Genomic DNA, 768 nt, shown 5'->3' on the forward strand with positions numbered 1-768 from the left:
GCCGAGTCCCGGGCCGAGCACGCCGAGGCCGCACTCGCCACGTGCCGGGAGCAGCTGGACGAGACCCGGCGGCAGCTCGCCCGGACACAGACACAGGTCGAGCGGCTGTTGGCCGACCGGCCGGGCCCGCCGGAGGGCCACGGCGACGGTGCGGGCGGGGCCGACACCCCCGCGATTACCGGCGAGTAATATCGACGGTGGATCGTCCGTCGTCAAGGGAGTGCGCCGTGCCCACGCTCGACAAGCAGGACGAGGTGTTCGTCCTCGACCTCGGTGACACCGAGAACCGTTTCCACCCGGACTGGCTGGCGTCCGTGCGCGCCTGCCTGGACGAGGTGACCGCCGTCGACGGGCCCGCGGCGCTGGTGACGACGGCGACCGGCAAGTTCTTCTCGAACGGGCTGGACCTGGACTGGCTTGCGGCCAACCAGGACCGGGCGGGCGACTACGTCGCCGAGGTGCAGGCGCTGTTCGCGCGGATGCTGACCCTGCCGATGATCACCGTCGCGGCGCTGCAGGGCCACACCTTCGCGGCGGGGGCGATGCTGTCGCTGGCGCACGACTTCCGGGTGATGCGCGCCGACCGCGGGTTCTGGTGCCTGCCGGAGGCCGACATCCACATCCCGTTCACCCCGGGCATGTCCGCGCTGATCCAGGCGCGGCTGACGCCGCAGACCGCGCACGAGGCGATGACCACCGCCCGCCGCTACGGCGGGCACGACGCGCAGGCGGCGGCGATCGTCGACCGCACCGCGGACGAGGACGCCG

The 768-nt window shown here is 73.2% G+C and carries 2 protein-coding genes; both read left to right on the top strand.

The window, feature by feature from the left end; all coding sequences use genetic code 11:
• Positions 1–189, top strand: a 189-nt coding sequence (locus tag SACPADRAFT_RS32415) for a hypothetical protein (RefSeq protein ID WP_007027839.1), incomplete at its 5' end; no start/stop codon positions are given.
• A gap of 38 nt (positions 190–227) precedes the next feature.
• Positions 228–768 (top strand): enoyl-CoA hydratase-related protein (locus tag SACPADRAFT_RS26190; protein ID WP_007027838.1); only part of this gene is annotated, 541 nt, incomplete at its 3' end.

Source organism: Saccharomonospora iraqiensis subsp. paurometabolica YIM 90007, from assembly GCF_000231035.2.
Taxonomy (GTDB): domain Bacteria; phylum Actinomycetota; class Actinomycetes; order Mycobacteriales; family Pseudonocardiaceae; genus Saccharomonospora; species Saccharomonospora paurometabolica.